Source organism: Chryseobacterium sp. MP_3.2, assembly GCF_035984805.1.
Lineage (GTDB): Bacteria > Bacteroidota > Bacteroidia > Flavobacteriales > Weeksellaceae > Kaistella.
Genome location: NZ_JAXCHW010000001.1, coordinates 568,782 through 584,994 on the forward strand (window position 1 = coordinate 568,782; position 16,213 = coordinate 584,994).

17 protein-coding genes are annotated in these 16,213 nt (G+C 37.5%); 13 read left to right on the forward strand and 4 right to left on the reverse strand.

All coding sequences use genetic code 11. The features are described 5' to 3' along the window. Positions 1 to 182 precede the first annotated feature (182 nt). The 12 genes from RCH13_RS02755 to RCH13_RS02810 all read left to right on the forward strand — a co-directional run bounded on the left by RCH13_RS02755 (position 183) and on the right by RCH13_RS02810 (position 10,190). Positions 183 to 398, forward strand: a complete 216-nt coding sequence (locus RCH13_RS02755) for a hypothetical protein (protein ID WP_326985677.1) — start codon at positions 183 to 185, stop codon at positions 396 to 398. Then, the gene (locus RCH13_RS02760; RefSeq protein WP_326985678.1) at positions 395 to 559 is read left to right on the forward strand and encodes a hypothetical protein; all 165 of its coding nucleotides are present in this window, start codon (positions 395 to 397) and stop codon (positions 557 to 559) included. The genes RCH13_RS02755 and RCH13_RS02760 overlap by 4 nt, the downstream gene beginning before the upstream one ends. A 52-nt stretch (positions 560 to 611) precedes the next feature. Continuing rightward, positions 612 to 1,142: a hypothetical protein gene (locus RCH13_RS02765; protein ID WP_326985679.1), complete on the forward strand. Its 531-nt coding sequence runs from the start codon at positions 612 to 614 to the stop codon at positions 1,140 to 1,142. Positions 1,143 to 1,615: 473 nt separating this feature from the next. Next, on the forward strand, positions 1,616 to 2,467 hold the full coding sequence (locus RCH13_RS02770; protein WP_326985680.1) for a hypothetical protein: 852 nt from the start codon (positions 1,616 to 1,618) through the stop codon (positions 2,465 to 2,467). Then, on the forward strand, positions 2,468 to 3,070 hold the full coding sequence (locus RCH13_RS02775; protein ID WP_326985681.1) for a hypothetical protein: 603 nt from the start codon (positions 2,468 to 2,470) through the stop codon (positions 3,068 to 3,070). Position 3,071: 1 nt separating this feature from the next. Continuing rightward, complete coding sequence (locus RCH13_RS02780; RefSeq protein WP_326985682.1) at positions 3,072 to 3,416, forward strand: hypothetical protein; 345 nt, start codon at positions 3,072 to 3,074, stop codon at positions 3,414 to 3,416. A 193-nt stretch (positions 3,417 to 3,609) separates the two neighbouring features. Further along, complete coding sequence (locus RCH13_RS02785; RefSeq protein ID WP_326985683.1) at positions 3,610 to 4,227, forward strand: hypothetical protein; 618 nt, start codon at positions 3,610 to 3,612, stop codon at positions 4,225 to 4,227. After that, entirely contained in the window at positions 4,227 to 5,942 is a 1,716-nt protein-coding gene (locus RCH13_RS02790) for a hypothetical protein (RefSeq protein ID WP_326985684.1), read from the forward strand. The genes RCH13_RS02785 and RCH13_RS02790 overlap by 1 nt, the downstream gene beginning before the upstream one ends. A gap of 38 nt (positions 5,943 to 5,980) precedes the next feature. Next, entirely contained in the window at positions 5,981 to 6,769 is a 789-nt protein-coding gene (locus RCH13_RS02795) for a hypothetical protein (protein ID WP_326985685.1), read from the forward strand. Positions 6,770 to 6,812: 43 nt separating this feature from the next. Continuing rightward, positions 6,813 to 7,079, forward strand: coding sequence for a hypothetical protein (locus RCH13_RS02800; RefSeq protein WP_326985686.1), 267 nt, complete (start codon positions 6,813 to 6,815; stop codon positions 7,077 to 7,079). Positions 7,080 to 7,090: 11 nt separating this feature from the next. After that, complete coding sequence (locus RCH13_RS02805) at positions 7,091 to 7,360, forward strand: hypothetical protein (protein WP_326985687.1); 270 nt, start codon at positions 7,091 to 7,093, stop codon at positions 7,358 to 7,360. A 73-nt stretch (positions 7,361 to 7,433) separates the two neighbouring features. After that, positions 7,434 to 10,190, forward strand: coding sequence for a class I SAM-dependent DNA methyltransferase (locus RCH13_RS02810; protein WP_326985688.1), 2,757 nt, complete (start codon positions 7,434 to 7,436; stop codon positions 10,188 to 10,190). A gap of 75 nt (positions 10,191 to 10,265) precedes the next feature. Here the strand turns inward: RCH13_RS02810 and RCH13_RS02815 are convergent, their stop codons facing one another. From RCH13_RS02815 to RCH13_RS02830, 4 genes are read right to left on the reverse strand one after another with little or no spacing between them, the layout of a single operon-like run. Next, positions 10,266 to 10,691, reverse strand: a complete 426-nt coding sequence (locus RCH13_RS02815; protein ID WP_326985689.1) for a DUF6943 family protein — start codon at positions 10,689 to 10,691, stop codon at positions 10,266 to 10,268. Then, the gene (locus RCH13_RS02820) at positions 10,681 to 10,845 is read right to left on the reverse strand and encodes a SymE family type I addiction module toxin (protein ID WP_326985690.1); all 165 of its coding nucleotides are present in this window, start codon (positions 10,843 to 10,845) and stop codon (positions 10,681 to 10,683) included. The genes RCH13_RS02815 and RCH13_RS02820 overlap by 11 nt, the downstream gene beginning before the upstream one ends. Further along, a complete protein-coding gene (locus RCH13_RS02825; protein WP_326985691.1) occupies positions 10,835 to 11,047 on the reverse strand; it encodes a hypothetical protein in 213 nt (70 codons plus the stop codon). The genes RCH13_RS02820 and RCH13_RS02825 overlap by 11 nt, the downstream gene beginning before the upstream one ends. A 59-nt stretch (positions 11,048 to 11,106) precedes the next feature. Continuing rightward, positions 11,107 to 11,493, reverse strand: a complete 387-nt coding sequence (locus tag RCH13_RS02830; protein WP_326985692.1) for a hypothetical protein — start codon at positions 11,491 to 11,493, stop codon at positions 11,107 to 11,109. 226 nt (positions 11,494 to 11,719) lie between these two features. Here RCH13_RS02830 and RCH13_RS02835 point away from each other — a divergent pair, with 226 nt between their 5' ends. Then, the gene (locus tag RCH13_RS02835; RefSeq protein ID WP_326985693.1) at positions 11,720 to 16,213 is read left to right on the forward strand and encodes a phage tail tape measure protein; all 4,494 of its coding nucleotides are present in this window, start codon (positions 11,720 to 11,722) and stop codon (positions 16,211 to 16,213) included.

Sequence of the window (16,213 nt, forward strand, 5' to 3'; positions counted from 1 at the left end):
AAACGTAATTGATCAGGATAAGTCATTTTATTTTATCCAAAAAACTTTATCGATATTAACTTCTGGCATTGGCTATTAGTGGAAAACTTATCCTCGGATTAGTTACGTTTTGCGACAACCACGAAACCCAATGTCTTTTTTTGTGGGTTTTATTGAAGAGGATAACTTTAAATCAAAATAAAATGCAAAACGTAACTACGGCTCCAGCAGCCAAATCCAAAACAGCAAAAGAATCTCTAACGATTGCTTTTCAAAATTTCAACGGCGTATTCATTGCCAAAATCTCCAACTTAAAGGGAAAAGAGACTTTCGCCTACGGTGAAAACAAAGTAAGTGCGGAAATAAATGCGCTCCAGAATTACAGACTGAAATATTCACTCCAAAATTCTGCCTCATGAATCATTATCGAAACAAAATCGCCCTCATTTCCTATGAAGGAATTGAAGTTGACGAAGCCAGTCTTTGGCTCCGCAAAGGAGAATTAATGGTCTTGGTTGATGATGATCAGTATGTCACTTATCCGTTCTCGGAAAGTAAATTTTACGAAGTAGAACTTTAAAAGAATGTTGCAGCACTGCAACAATTAATCAAACCTTTTTACAATCAATATCATGAAAAAAATATTCGTGCTAATTTTATTAGCGCTCTCTATCGCGGGATTTTCCCAAAGCTTTCAGCCTGTTTTAGGCATTAATTATACCGGTGGTTTTACCTACAAAATGGACCAAGAACTTTTCTCGGGGAAAGTAGGAATGCTCTACACCCCGAAGAATAAAAAATCTTTTATTAAAACCGTGGAACTCAGCGGTAATTACTACTACAATCCAATGCCGAAATTGCCAGTTCCTTATGATTTTTACACGGTGAAACTGCAAATGGCAAAACAAGTGGTGGAATATTGGAACATCGTTTTTTATGGCGGTTACATCAATAACTTTGAGAATGATGTGATGAAACCCTATAATGGGGAATTTAAAACCAATCTGAGTTATGGCTTAGGAATCCAAACCTTTGATGATATGATCATGGGCGAAATTTTATTTGAACAATTGGCAGGTTACCCACATCTAAGTGTAGGTTTTACCTATAAATTCAAGAAGATTAATAAAACGAAGGAAGAGAAAATGGTTGAACCTAAATAATTGCGTGTTGCTCGGTGCATCGGCTCAAACACGATGCACTTTTTAAACCGTTCAGAAATGAGCGGTTTTTTTTGCGTCACAACTATTGCGAACGCAGTTGCGCATCTTCGTGTTAAATAAATATCCTATGAATATTTGGCACAAAAGATTGTTTTATTGGCAAATCGCTACTTTGTTATCTATTGCAGTGATACAATGGTTTTATCCCGAAAGAATCTTTTTAATATCGCTCTCGGTTTTGTTCTTTCTGTCGGAATTTGGCGTTTTAGAGGCACAAAGGAATGAAAACCCGTCTGCGGTTTTCTATCAAAAATCTTGTCTTTTCGCTTTGATCGATTTGTTTTCTGTGCTTGTATTTCTGGTTTATTTCGTGAATCTGATCTTCCAGTTCTTCACTTACGATGGGTTTTATAACATTTTGTTATTCCACTACATCGCAATCCGAAAATTTCACATCCTCAAAAATTATAGTTATGAAAAGTAATTTCATTAAAATTCTGGCAAATCCAGACAACAAAAAAGACTCGAAAGTCTACAACGAACTCTTGAACGAATACGCTCCCATTGCAGGAGCTCGTCAAGTTTACCATTACCAATTAGGCTACACGCCAAATAAATTGGTGAATCTGAAATACGAGATCCAAAAAAACCAAGGAATTTCCGACAAAGAAATTGCGCTTTACGATCCATCCTTAGAAGAGGAAGAAGAAGTGGTTCAGGATCCGCCGAAAAAATTAACGAAAAAAGAAATCGAAGCGGCAAAAAAAGCGGAAGAAGCAGAAGCTCTTGCACAGAAAAACGCTGAAACTTTAGAAAATCCTATCCTCAAAGGTTTGGACGAATCTTCCTGGGACGGTTTAAAACTTCGGGACGAATATCCATTTCTGAACGAAGAAAATACGCCCGATGTTTACAAAGTTTTGGTTTCCGATAAGATTACGGCTTATAAAAACTATGCGGCGAAACATGCAGAAGCTTTAGAAGCTGCAGATCAAGGCGAGGCTGAAGATAAATTATTTGCTTTGGCTTCTGGAGCCATCAAAGATTACCAGAATAACATCGATATTAAAGATGAATTGGATTTCTACAGAGAATCCAAAGGAAAAGTTCTGGGCAAACATCCGAAATTGAAAAATCTTAAGATTGAGCAGGAAATCGGGGAAATGTCCGAAGCTGATTTGGTGAAACATCGTGGCAATGCTTTGAAATCGGTTTCCAAATATGCCAAGGCAGAAAATAAGGAGAAAGAAGCGGAATGGACTTTCCGCTTAGTAAATGCCGAGAGAAATCTGATTGACAAATTCAATTACAAATTTGAAAAGTAAATGCTTTTTCAGAAAGAAGACATAGGGGTAAAAACTAATAACCAAGACGAGGCGGGCAAAGATTGTTCCGCCTTCACCTCTAAATTTCTGAACGTGCAATCTTACATGGTGAACAATCTTCCGGAAGATTTAAAACGCTTGCCAGATCCAGGAGAAATATTTTTTCTACAGACCATGAGCAGCTTCAATGCTTTCACATTTGTAGAATTAATTTCCAGATTACAGTTTATTGAAGAATTGTACGCCACGACTTATTCTGTTTCACTTTCTGTACTGGAAGCTCTGCAAGAAATGCAGGCAAGTGGCAGAATCGGGCGAATTAAGTTATTGATTTCAGATTCTATGCGCTCCAGAAATCCGCGGATTTGCGACGCGCTGAACGCTTGGGCAGAAACGGACGGCAATGTAACGATCATCTACACCTGGAATCACAGCAAGATTACTTTGGCCAAAACCGAATTCGGAGATTTCTGCATTGAAGGTTCTGGGAACTGGAGTAAGAACGCCCAATATGAACAGTACATTTTCACGAATAATGAAGATGTAATGAAACTACGGAAACAATTATTTTACGACTGCAAGGTCGTGCACAGAATTAATTAAAATGAGTGAAGTTCCCATAACTACGGAAACAATATCCATTTGGTGTCCGATCTCGGATGCGGAAGGTCAAATGATTGCAGAACTGGCTTCGGTTGGTTTTTCTGCGGATAAAATTGCAGATACTTTGCAACGGCAGAAACGTTTGTTTTTGCGGGATTTCCGTATCAATGGAACTCCGATATCAGATGCGTACAAACGTGGGCTTTATCTGGCGCAAAGTGAGACAGATGCCGTGACTTTAGAAAATGCCCGCAAAGGAAACCTGACCGCTAAACAACAGATGGAAAAAAAGTGGGAAGAGCAACGAATAGAAAATATAAAAAACGAAATTTTTAATACTGAATAAAATGACAAAACTATTGACAAATCTATGTCTCAATCTTGCGAGACTTTTATACAATGTTTCAATTTCTTCACAAAGAAGATATGACAAAAAAATTTTAAAATTTGAAAATAAAAAAAAACGTGCGCAATTTATTGAGAATAAAGCAACTATGGCGATATTCAAGTATAGTGAAGAATTGAAAAGTTTATAATAAATGAATTTCGACGAAATAGAACTCGATGATCTTTTGGAATTTCTGGAAACGGGAAGTCCGAAAAATGTACCGCCAAAACTTGCAGAATATATGTTGATGCTTGAGAAAATTTGGGGCATGTACCGTCGTGGTTTTGAATTTCCCAATAAAGAAGCTATTGTAAAACATTTGGTCATTGTACATAATCTTCATCGCTTCCAGGCGGTGAAACTCATTAATGATACTTTCAATTATTTTAAAATTGAAAATAATTTACCGAAAGATACTTGGCGTTTTTTGATCGCAGATATGATGCGGAAAAATTACATGTTGGCTTTGAGATTAGCAAAGACAACCAAAGATGCACGTGATGCAAACAGCATTGTTCGGGAATTAGGCGACGTTATCGGTCTGGATAAAGATGATATCCTGGAAATGGAAGAGGATTTAATGAAACAGATCCAAGTCTTGACTACCGATATCAAAATGTTTGGCGAAGAGCCGGAAGATCGTCGCGCTATCGCTCAGTTTATTGATGATCTGCCCGATGTTCCAGAGAAAATAAAAGAAGCCGCCAAAGCCGAAGTAGATGGTTTGCCTTTCCGCTTCCTCAACTTCGAAGAAAACCCTAGGAAATAATGTCATCCAACAGAATTTTTGAAGCCGCTAACGGAACATTCAAAGGAAATGCAGAATACCATTATGTAAATCCTGTCGGCATGGCCGTAGAAGTTTATGATCCTACCAATCTTTATTTATTGGCAGGTCGTGCAATGGGAAAAACGACGAGTATTCAGGCAAGGCGTTCCATTAAAATTTCTAAAGCAATGCCCGGAGCTTACTTTGCGTTTGTAGGTGATTATTATTCCAACTTATTATCGAACACAGTTCCCTCCATGATCAAAGGTTGGAACGATATCGGTTTAAAAGAAGGCGTTCATTATGTAACGAATGAACGACCGCCAGATTCTTTCGATAAGCCTTATAAAAAACCTTTGACTTATAAGCATACCATCAGTTTTTATAATGGTGGTTTTTTCAAACTCGCATCTATGGATGTGATTTCATCCATGGCGGGAGATTCTTATCAGCATCTTTTTGGGGACGAAGTAAAATATTTCGTCAAAGAAAAACTGGACAAACTTTTGCCCGCAGCTCGTGGAGAAGGAATGCGTTTCGGGCACTCTCATTATTACCTGGGGAAAACCTTCACGACCGATATGCCGAATATTTTGAACTCCAATGAATTCGACTGGATTCTGGATCAGGAGAAAAATATGAATCCCGAAAATTTGCGCTTGGTTCTGCACGCTTCCATTACCGTGAATGAGATTAAGGAGAAAATGATGAAAGCCTATGTAAAGAAAGATCAGTTTGAATTTGACCGACAAAAAAGATTGTTTCATAGGTGGAACCAGCGCCTGGCAAAAGTACGCATCAACTCTACTCTATTTCTCATGGTTTCCACCTTTGCAAATGCGGATATTCTGCGTTTGGATTATTTCAAAAAGCAATTGGAATCTTTGGGTCCAGAAGGATTTCGACCTGCAATTTTGACCATGAAGCATGAAGTTAAGCAAGGTGAAAAATTCTATCCGTACTTATCCGACAAGAATTTCTATGATGACGGACTTTTATTGGAGTTCTACGACAATTACGGCTTCGGTGATAACGTTGCTTTGACTTCTGATGGGTTGAAATACATCAACAATCGCCAGAAATTAGAGGGTGGAATGGATTTCGGAGATATGAATTCCCTGATTATTGGTCAGGAACAGGGTTGGGTTCAAAGGATCCTTAAAAACTTCTGGACACTCGAACAAAACGAAGCAGAAATCGCCAAAGATTTCCGTGACTTTTTTCGAAATCACAAAATGAAAGTGTTGGATCTGTACTATGACCGCTCTGGAAATCAAAATCATAAGACAGGAAATGACCGCGCCACATCCATCAAACGACATATTGAATTTGTGGATGATAAACCAACCGGTTGGAAGGTTAATTTAATGAGTATTGGTCAGGCAACGATCTTGCAGGAAGAGGAATTCAATTTGATGATGGCTGTAATGACCGAAACCAATACCAAACTTCCGAAATTATTAATGGATCGTCTCCAGTGCAAAGAATTGAAATCCTCCATGGAAGTCGCCAAACAAATCATAAAGCCCGACCGTTTTGGAATCCGCAGGATCCGTAAAGATAAATCCTCGGAAAGCATCCCAATGCAAAGGCGCCCAATGTGGTCCACGAATATGAGTGATGCGCTGAAATATTACATGTGTCGCCCGAAGTATATGAATATTTTGAAAAATAAATATACGAGTGAGAGGAGTTATGCGCCGTTGACGCATTAGTAATTTCGTATATTTACTTATAATTAAAAGGAATTAAGATGGGTAGAAAATCCTTGTATAGTGAAAATAGTTTTGACTTTTTTTTGAATGATATAGATAAATATTGGTTGTTTTTAAAAGAAAATATTACATTGCTAGTAGTATTTTTGTCACTTTTAGGAGGACTTAATCAGATTATTAATTTAATTCTTTTATCACCCTCATTAATAATTTATTATTCCCCACAACAGGGTTTATTGGATGGTGTACTATTCCTTTTTTTTGTCGCTATATTTCTTGGAATACTCTTAATCACTGTTCTGAGTGCTATACGGGTTGCACAGAATTCACATAAATGGGTTAAATGGCTATCATATTTTCTTTCTTTGATTTTCTGCATTGCAGGTTTACTTTATCTGACAGTGTACTTGAATCAATTTTATTTAGCAGTGTATATATTTTTACCACTTTTTATAATTTCTCATGTTATGCTTAGTAAAATTGAAGAAATGTCAGAAGGTAAAAATAGTATAAAAGATCACACTGATTTTTTTGAGGAAAAACGTGATATACGCGACCAAAAAAGACAAGGATTTTTTTTACTTGTAGGATTTTCTTTGCTGTCGTTCTTAGTTTACTTTAGTATATTCTATAGATTAAATGCGAATAATATCGTAAGTATTGAGAACAATCTGATTATCGAAAGAAAAATAAATGATAACTCCTCCCAAAAATATGTAATTGTATACAATAATGGATTGTATGTTTTTCTAAAGGATGAAATATCAAGAAAAATAATGGTTCTTGATGTAGAATTATTTACAAAAGATTTATTGTTAAAAAAATAATAAAATGGAATTATTAAAAAGTTGAAACTTTAAAAAAAAACTAATGATCGAACAAAAAACATTCAGAAATCTACAGTTATTAGAAGAAGGTCGCACAATGGCAAAGCTTCTCTGCAAAGAAAACTATGCTGAAACCGTGAAGCCTTATATTACAACCATCGAAAAAGTAGCCGAAGCCAATAATGAAAATCATTTTGAAGCGATGAAGCGGATTAATACTACAACAGATTTTACTGTTCTTGAAGAAAAGAAAATTTTGTTTTCTGCAGCGTTGATGGAAATCGTGGAGGAGAAAAATTTGAAATTTTAAAAATTTTCTAAATGGCAGAAAATTGGATATTTAAACCACCATTCTCTGATTTTGATTTTCCAGTCACGCGATATACTTTAATCATTTTTATAGAATCTGATGTATATACTTATAAGATGCAAAGCTGTATCAATAAAGAATGGGATGTTGTACTATGGAAGGATATATCTGATCAAAATGAATTTATATATGAAACTAAAGCATTGTATAATATTTTCGATCTAACATTAATTTATAAAGAAGATATTGATCAATCAATATTAGATTTGATTACAAAATAAAAATCAAAACTCCCTGCAAGCGACCAAAGAGAACGCAGAGGAAAAATTGTATATTTGAGTTCAATATTTGTACATGACACTAAGCTGGAACGAAATAAAAGACCGCGCACTACAATTTTCAAAAGAATGGCTCGATACTTCAAACGAAGAAGCTGACGCCAAACCATTTCTGGTAGAGTTTTTCAATGTGTTTGGCATCACGAGAAAAAGAGTTTCAACATTTGAACATAAAGTTAAAAAGCTTGACAATAGAGACGGTTACATAGATTTACTATGGAAAGGAACCATCCTCATAGAGATGAAAAGCCGCGGCAAGAATCTGGACAAGGCCTACATTCAGGCAATTGAATATACTCACGGTCTGAGAGAGCACGAACTCCCAAAATACATTTTGATCTCCGACTTTGAAAATTTCCGACTTTATGACATGGAGGAAACCAAAACGGTAGAATTTAAACTCATCGATCTGGTGAACAATGTTCAGCACTTCGGTTATCTTTTGGGTTATCAAAAAAAAATCTACAAAGAGCAGGATCCAGCGAACATCAAAGCCGCCGAGTTGATGGGCAAGCTTCACGACCGGCTTGAAGAAATCGGTTACACAGGTCATCCGTTGGAAGTTTATTTAGTACGAATTCTATTCTGCCTATTTGCGGAGGATACGACAATTTTCAATAAACAACAGTTTCAGGAATATATTGAGCAGCGGACCAATGAGGACGGAAGTGATCTTGCCGCGAAGCTTCAGGAATTGTTTCAGGTGCTGAACACTGCTGCGGAAAACCGCTTCAAAAATCTTGATGAACAGTTAGCCGACTTTCCCTACGTGAATGGGAAACTGTTCGAAGAAATATTGCCCATGGCAAGTTTTGACCGCAAAATGCGCCAGGCATTGCTCGAATGTTGTTTTATCGATTGGAGCAAAATATCTCCTGCTATTTTTGGATCCATGTTCCAGAGTGTAATGAATCCCAAGGAACGCCGGAACCTTGGCGCACACTACACGAGCGAAACCAATATTCTGAAACTCATAAAACCTTTGTTCTTGGATGATCTGTATCAGGAATTTGAAAGCATAAGGAATAATAAAAACAAACTACCTGAATTTCATAAAAAGCTGAGCACTTTAAAATTTCTGGATCCCGCATGCGGCTGCGGAAATTTCCTAGTCATTACCTACCGAGAATTGCGGCTGCTGGAATTTGAAGTGCTGAAGGCACAAAACAAATCTGGACAGGCAGTTTTGGACGTTAGCCAAATTCTCTGGATCGATGTGGATCAGGTGAATGGTATTGAATATGAAGAATTTCCTGCACGTATTGCAGAAGTGGCGATGTGGCTTATAGACCACCAAATGAATATGTTGGTGAGCAATGAATTTGGGCAATACTTTGCACGGCTCCCGCTGAAGAAATCGGCAAATATTGTGCATGCCGATGCCATGGAAACCAATTGGGAGGACGTGATTCCTAAAACTGAGCTATCGTATATTATTGGAAATCCGCCCTTTATCGGTTCGAATATAATGAAGCAACACCAGCGCGACCAAATTGTGCGTGAGTTCGGAAACTCCGCCGGGAGCGGCGTTCTGGATTACGTAACAGGATGGTACATAAAAGCAGCAAAGTATATATGGGACACTAAAATAAAAGTGGCCTTTGTATCTACCAATTCAATCGTTCAAGGCGAACAGATCAGCATCCTCTGGAGCGAAATGCTGAAAAGGTACCACATCAAAATTCATTTTGCACACCGTACCTTCAAATGGAGCAATGAAGCAAAAGGAAATGCTGCTGTATATTGCGTAATAGTTGGATTTGCAAATTACGACAGTAAAAACAAGAGTATTTTTGAGTATGACGATATTGAAGCCGAAGCTCAGGAATTGAAGGTAAAAAACATCAACCCTTATATAATTGAAGGAAAAGATATTCTAATTGATAAGAAATCCAATCCGATATGTAAAGTTCCTCAAATATTTAAAGGAAATCAGCCCACTGATGGTGGGTATCTAATTCTGTCAGAAGATGAAAAGAATGAATATTTAGCAAAAGAACCAAAAGGTGAAAAATTCATTAAGAATTTAGTGAGTGGACGTGAATTTTTAAATGGGATAAATCGATACTGTTTTTGGATAACTGATTCATTTAATGAAATTCGCGAATTACCGATTTTGCAAGAAAGAATTAAAAATTGTAAGGCGAACAGATTAAATAGCACATTTGCCGATACAAGAAAACTTGCTGAGCGACCATATCAGTTTAGAGATTTAAAAAATCCAGACACTTTTATTGTAATCCCTGCAACAACGTCGGAAAACAGAAAATATATTCCTTTTGCCTTTTTAACTAAAGAATATATTCCTAGCAACAGCATATACATTATCTCTGGTGCAAACTTATTTCACTTTGGAGTATTAATGTCTGTCATGCACATGTCTTGGGTTAAAAACATTTGCGGCCGTTTAAAAAGCGATTACCGTTATTCCAAAGACATTGTCTACAATAACTTCCCATGGCCTGAAAACCCTACAGAAAAACAGTTTACCACCATAGAGGCCGCCGCTCAGAAAGTTCTAAATGCGCGGTTACTGTTTCCTGACTCTTCGCTTGCTGACCTATATAATCCTTTGAGCATGCCACCTGCGTTGATGAAAGCACATAATGAGCTGGACAAATCGGTAGATTTGGCGTACAGATCGCAAGCATTTTCCAGCGAAGCGAACCGGATGGTGTTCCTGTTCGAGCTGTACGAGAAATATACAGCGGGACTGTTTACTAAGGAGAAAACGAAGAAAACAAAAAAAGAAATAAAAACCATTTCCGGCTGAGACGCACAGCGGCGAAGCCAAAAAATTTTTATTAACCGTTTGCAAACGGCTAATAAATGACATAAAAAAAACCGCTTAAATAGCGGTTTTTATTTTTTTAAAACATTCTCGGGAAAGACTTTTCTTAAGTTCAATCATTAAACTTTGGATTTTTATTTGGTTCTCTTGTTGCTGCTCTATCTTTCGAATCTGTAAATAATGTGCATTGATAATTTTATTTTCATGAATCGCATTTTTCAAAATGGGGGCAATAATATTTTTGTATTCTCCCAAAGCGATAAACGGAATCACGGAACCACGAAAAAACGGCATTAATATTTTACTTTCAAAAATGATAAACAATATCTCAAAGTCTGCTTTTCTTTCTGTTCTCACTTCCCAACAATTGGGAATAGGTTTTTTAAGTGGTCGCCCTGCGTTGAATCCGTGTGACTGAATAAAGAAAATAAATTCATTTGCTTTCGGTTCTGCCGTGGTTCCATTGTATGTTTTAATTTGCATTTCGTATAATTAATTGATTGTCTTTAACTTCTATATTCACATCTTGCCCAACTTCAAAACCTGCATCTTTTAGCCAAGTTCCGGAAAGAATTATTTTAGGCTCTGCTTTCCGATTTCTTACGAAATAGGAAATTTTTAATTTTCTAAAATTCATAATCGGCAAAATCTGAAAGTTCGTGACTGTTCCAAGAAATAAACTGCTCTGCAATCCATTGCGCTGGGTTTGGCTTATCTGTACTTTGCATTTTGAAAAATCGATAATCTTCGAAATTGAAAAGCTTTGTAAATCCTTGCTCTTCTAATATCTGATACACTTTATCAGATAATTTTTGTATTTTTGTGCTTTCGGTTGTCATAAGTCGAAATTTTTTAAAGAACAGAGGAAAGGGCAATTTTCCTCTGTTTTTTTTTGTTGTTAAATGTTAAATCTTAAGACCTCTTTTTCTGTTCCATCTAGTAAATCGAAAAGTTCACTTTGAGAAATCACAAGAATTTTTTCAATGATCCTGGAGTTTGAAATCTCAAAAGTTTTTCCGTCTGTATTTTCGATGATTAAAGTCTCTTTTAATCCGTCTCTTCCTATTAAATAAGCGTTTAAATCGTCACTTTTTTTCTTTAAAAAGTTGAATTTGTGGCACAGTGACTGAAAATTTTCTAAATTTTTAATACGTTTTTCTGCGCTCGTCTCAAGTTTGGGCAAAACTGATGTACTTTTTGAGTTCTCAATTTTTGCGGTCGCTTTCTGGTCTGTGGCGGGAGTTACTTTCTTCTCTCCGTTCGCCTTTGTTTGTAAATCATTCATTCTTAAGTAATTAACTTACTTAAATTTACGGAAAAAGTAGGAAAAAACCTACTAAATAAAGCGGTATTTTGTTGATTATCAGTAATTTAAACTAATTCTAAATAGTTCAAGTTTGCAACTGCGGCACATTAAAAAAAAGAGCTTTTTTTAATATCTAAAATTTCAACTATCTGAAATTCAGTCTTTAAACCTTTTGAATACTTTTTGAAAAAAGTATTAAATTAGTTTGACTCCGACCCGCTCAAAGGAGCAGAGAGCGACCGCAGGAAAGAAAAAGAAAGGGATATATGGCGAAATGCCACCATATAGGGCGTTCACGAAAATTGAGAAGTGCGAAGCGCCACCAATTAAAGTGAACTTCCTTTTTTTTGCGTCACAACGCAACCCAATCGCCTTCGGCACCTTTGCCGAAACTAATACCACCATGGCAAGTGCACGGCAAATCCGCGATGAGATAATGAAGATGACTATTGTAGTTAATTCAGATCCTGCGCAGAAAGCGATTTACGAACTATCAAAGAAGAATCAGGAACTTAAAGAAAAGAACGATTCTCTGGGCGCAAGCATGAAAGAGGTTCGTTCTACCCTTGGTAAAAATTCGGATGAGTACAAGAAACTCACTTCGGAATTGAACCAGAATAAATTAGCAGTTTCTTCCAATGAAAAGGAAATGGAGCGGCTACGTGGTGAAATGGATGTCACTCAAATGACTATGCAACAATTGAGAAAAGAAGCTGCACTATTGCGTACTAATCTCAACAATATGGTACCAGGATCACAAGCTTCAATTGAGATGCAAGCACAGTTAGATCGAGTAAACAATAGAATGACTGAGGTAAGAACTGGAGCCAACCAGACATCCACTTCCTTTCGTAACCTTGCTGATCGGTTCAATCATTACTCAGGTATCATCACAGCAGGTATTGCGGTATTCGTTGGGTTTGGTCTATCAGTTCAATCAGTAATTGACCGTAACAATAAGTTAGTAGATGCACAAACGGCCGTTGCAAAGACGGTGAACATGACCAAGGAAGAAGTAGACGATCTCACGAAAGCTTTCTCCACGTTCGATACCAGAACTTCCCGTATTGATCTATTGAAGATTGCCGAGACAGGTGGCCGACTTGGTGTTGGTAAAGCCCAGATAAAAGATTTCGTGCAGGAAGTTGATAAAGCAAATGTTGCATTAGGTGACGGTTTTTCGGGCGGTGTTGAAGCAGTAACTGATACGTTAGGAAAACTTAAAAACCTTTACGGAGAGACCAAAGATCTTGACATGGCGACTGCCATCAATCAAATTGGATCCGCCATGAATGAGTTGGGTGCTAATGGTGCCGCAACAGAACAAAACATTGGGGAATTTGCTTTACGTCTGGGTTCGTTACCTGCTAAATTAAAGCCTACCATTGCAGAATCTTTGGCTTTAGGTGCTGCCTTTGAAGAATCAGGAATTAATGCTGAACGTGCCGGAACTGCTTATGCTACATTCATTCGTAATGCAGCCACAAATGGAGAAAAGTTTGCGAAAGTAATGAACATTTCCAAACAAGAAGTGGAGGAAATGATGAATAAAGATCCATTAGAATTCTTCTTAAAATTCTCGGAAGGAATGAAGGGAATGGATACCACCAACCTGGCAAAAACAATGGAGTATCTGAAAATGAATGATCAATATGTGATCGCTTCTATGGGTGCGGCGTCCGAAAACACTGACCGTTTTCGAAAATCAATTGAACTTTCTAATACTTCCCTATCTCAAGCAACTTCTCTAACCACTGAATTTAATAAGGTCAATAATAATACAGCCGCAATCTTTGAAAAAGTCCAGAAGAGATTTCTCGGATTATTCACCAGTGATACAGTTGCAAATACTTTGAACTTTTTAATCAGCGCATTTGGAAAATTCATAGGTGCTGTTGAGGATTCAGAAGGAACAGTAACCTCATTCCGAAATGGACTCGTTTTTTTATTAAAAGTAATCTCCTTACTAGTAGTTGCTATGGTTTCCTACAATCTAGTTACCGGAGTTTACAATACTTTGATGCGTACTGCGTATGAAAGGGTTCTTGGGTTAACCATTGTCGAGAAAGCCAGAAATGCGGTAATGGTTCTTGGTAACGGAATAATGACTCTTTATCGTGCAAGTCTATGGTTATTAGCTGCAGGATATTCTTTGGTTACCGGAAACGTGGCAGGTGCCACTTTCGCCATGCGTGGATTTACCGCAGCGATTATGGCAAATCCTCTGGGTGCCTTTTTGGGATTAATTACTTTGGTTGCAGGAGCTTATTACGCTTTTTCCGAAAATGCTAGTGATGCCACCAAAAAGCAAAAATCCTTTAACGAAGTAATGAAAGAAGGTTCCGCCAATGCCGCTCAAGAAATTACTTCCCTTCAACTTCTCTATAATGCTGCAACCAATGTTAAACTTTCCACCGAGGAAAGGATGAACGCAGTAAAAAAATTAAAAGAAGAATTCCCAGGTTACTTTGCGCAGATCAGTGATGAAATCATTATGAATGGAAAAGCTTCCAAAAGTTACCACGAATTAAGAGCTGCGATAGTTGCAAGTGCAAGAGCAAATGCAGCAAAATCTGAACTGGAAAAAAGAGAAATTGAGCGTTTAAAAGGTGATGCGCAATGGAGAAGTGATTATGCTAAAGAAATCAGAACTAGTACTGAAATTCAAAAAAGAGGAGATATAACGTCCCGTGTCGATGGTGGAGATGGTAAAAGTTTTACGCAGGTGCTGAAAAAAGATGATTTATTGAAAGCCAGTGAGGAACGGTTAAAAATCATGCGTGAACAAAGATTAAACGGAAAAGTCGCAGATGCATTGGCCGATAAAATTTATGTAGATGCAATAAACACCAACAATAAATTATCTTCTGCTTACAATGGCGATACTACCGGTGAAGCTTCATCAAATTATACAGTTCCAGGTGATCCAGAGAAAAAAGGACCTTCCACCAAAACCAAATCCAAAGCAAACGCGGACCGTAGACATGAAAAAGATATGAATGATGCACTTCGTCGTGGGGAACAATCAGCAGAATTAGCGCGCCAAATCGAACTGGATATCGCAGATGCAAAGATTGAAGCCATGGAGGAAGGTTACGATAAAGAAATCGATCAACTGGATCTACAGGAGCAACGGAAACTCGCTGAAATTGATAAACAAAAAGTTTCTCCAGCTGAATTTGCAATTCTTCAGAAACAAATTGACAAAGCCAAAGGAAAAGACAAAGCGCTCTTTGAAAATCTGAAATTAAGTTGGCAAAATAATAATGCTTCCTTGGATGAATTGAAATTAGCTCAGGTCGAAATTTTCGATAATAAAAGGGACGCATTGCGCGCAAAATCTGACCAAAAATGGTTAAATGAGCAAGAAACTAACCACCAGAAAGAGTTAGGTCACCTAAAACGCCAACAGAATGAAGAATTGGCTTCTTACCAAACTATTGCCGACCTAAAGGAAGGATTAAAAGGCAGAATCGACGAAAAAGAGCGCCAAAAAATAACCACTTGGGCAGAAGGAAAAGAAGCGCTTATTAAAATTTACTTAAAAAGGGAATTAGAACTTCAGATTGCGCACTTGCAATCTATGGTTCAATTATATGAAGGTTTAGATCTCGGAATCCTGACTCCGGAACAGCGGGAATCAGTATTGAAGTTTATCGATGAAGCGGGAAACAAAATCGCAGAATTTAAAGCAAAAATAGCGGGTGAAGATCAAAAAGATAAAGGTCCCAAAAAATTAAGTCAAAAAGGTTCTAATGATGTTCTGGGAATGTCTCTCGATGATTGGGACACCATGTTCACCAATGTACAAAATGGAACCGATATGCTCGGAACCATGGTTGCAGCAGTTGGCGCATTGCAAAATGCTTTCGGTGCCTATTACAAATATGTGGAAGCAAATGAGAAGAGACAATTACAAAATTATCAGTTTCGTACCGATGCAAAAAAGAGAGGTTATAAAAAACAATTACAGGAAGGTTATATCAATCAGGAGACTTTCAAAAAGTTAACAATTAAGGCCGATCAGGATCTAGAAAAGAAAAAAGCCGAATTAGCAATTAAAGCTGCTAAGCGGGAAAAAGCAATGCAGATCGCTTCCATCATTGGAAATACCGCAAATGCAATAATGGGAATTTGGGCACAGTTTCCAAAGTTTGATTTTGGAGCAACTGCCGCAATCATGTCGGGTGTTGTTGGTGCGCTTGGTTTAGTTCAATTGGGTACTGTTTTACGAACTCCTCTCCCAACCGCAGAAGGTTACGAAGACGGTTTCAATACCGAATATCCAATGGAACGTTCCCAAGACGGCAATAAATTCAATGTTCGCAGACGAAGATTATCAAGTGGTTTAGTGGATCGCCCAACGCATTTTATCGCAGGTGAAAATAACCGTGTAGAAATGGTGATCGATAATCCAACCTGGACCAAATATCCTGCAGAGCTCAAACAGGCTATTTATTCCGCCAATTCCCGCGCAAAAGGTTTTGAAAATGGTTTTAACACCACCGAAAAAACGTCTGAAAGCAGTGATGAAATGATGATGATGATGATGACCACTTTAAATAAAATGAATGGAACTTTGGATAATATCCAACGTTACGGAATAGAGGCGAAAATTGCCAAAACCGCACGCAATGGAAAAGACATAGACGAAATGAGAAATGAATTTCTTGATCTCAATAATAAAAATAAACACTGA